This is a genomic window from Nitrosomonas sp. Nm58, from assembly GCF_900107335.1.
Classification (GTDB): Bacteria; Pseudomonadota; Gammaproteobacteria; order Burkholderiales; family Nitrosomonadaceae; genus Nitrosomonas.
This window is the reverse complement of record NZ_FNPQ01000113.1, coordinates 1-1,371: the sequence shown is the minus strand read 5'-3', so window position 1 is coordinate 1,371 and position 1,371 is coordinate 1. Positions and strand designations below refer to the sequence as shown.

Here is a 1,371-nt window from a genome sequence, read left to right as displayed (position 1 = left end):
GGTTTGGCAAGAGATATTTCGTGTTTTGGTAAAAAGGAAATCGGCTGCAGTCTTATATCCGGCCTTGCTGCAGACTGGATTTCTATCTGCGGGCCCTGATGGAATTCGCCAAGAACGCTCTCATCTCCTTATCGCGCTCGATGCGCTGAGAATCATGCAGGTTTACGTTCTTGCGGTCCGACCTGTTTCGCCATCACACGGGTTATCTACCTGCGCAACCTATCAGCATTCCACTCCTTTTCGGTGGTTATTCTATGTTATGTGGGCACTCGGCTCACATAACCCTTTTGGTACTCTCGATCGTGTGCCAAAATTGCCCACGCCGTTCGTGCCATCTTGTTAGCCATCGCAACAATGGCCACATTCGCCGGTCGTCGCTGGAGGAGCGATTCGCTCCACGCGCCTTTATCTTTGGCGTTGAACATGACTGCTCTGGCGCCATGTATTAGTAAGGTGCGTAAATACGTGTCGCCCCGTTTGCTGATACCTAACAGCTTGATCTTGCCGCCCGTGCCGCTCTGCCTTGGAACAAGCCCTACAAAGGCAGCAAATTCTCGTCCAGACTTGAAGTAATTTGCTTCGCCCATCGTGGCGACCAGGGCGGTTGCCGTCAGCATTCCCACACCTGGAATCTCAGCAATCTTCCTGCAAGCAGCCTGCTGTTTCTGCCAATCTTTGATTCTACGTTCAATGTCCTGCACATCTGTTTCTATTCCATCGAGCCGTTTCAATTGTTCCTTTACCGCCTCAAACAGCATGCCAGGCAAGATTCCTTCCAGTTCAGCCATGCGCTGGTGTATTTCTCCCAGGCCTGCTTGCCTGCCGCCTTTCAACGTAACACCAAACTCGTAGAGTAATCCGCGCAGTTGATTCACCTGCATAGTGCGAAATTTGATCAGCGAGAGGCGCATCCGGTGCAGTGCGAGCATCGCTTGTTGATCTTCTGTTTTACCGGCAACTGTGCGCATCCCCGGTTGCCGGACCGCCGTCCAGATCGCTTTGGCATCCGCTGCATCGGTCTTGTTGCCTTGCACAAAGGGCCGGGCAAACCTGGCGTGAATCAATCTGACTTCATGACCCAGCGCTTTCAATTTACGCCGCCACCAGTACGCGCTTCCGCATGCTTCAATTGCAATCAGTCCGGCTTCTCGTTGCGCAAAAAATTCCAGTAATTCTTGCTTGCCAAACTTGACCATGTGTATCTCACCGCTCTCGTATTCAACCCAGTACAGTTGAAACACGCGCTTTGCAATATCTAATCCATATGTTGTAGCATTCATCTCAGCCCCTCCGTCCGTTTGTGGAAAAATCTTATTATCTCCACCTTGGCACGTAGATGCCGTTAGGTCCGTGAGGGGCTCAATCTCAATC

Annotated in this window: 1 protein-coding gene; it reads right to left on the bottom strand. The window is 51.5% G+C overall.

The window, feature by feature from the left end; all coding sequences use genetic code 11:
* Positions 1 to 257 precede the first annotated feature (257 nt).
* Positions 258 to 1,280 (bottom strand): IS110 family RNA-guided transposase, encoded by a 1,023-nt coding sequence (locus tag BLW34_RS15270; protein WP_090581400.1) that lies wholly within the window; start codon positions 1,278 to 1,280, stop codon positions 258 to 260.
* Between the last annotated feature and the right edge of the window lie 91 nt (positions 1,281 to 1,371).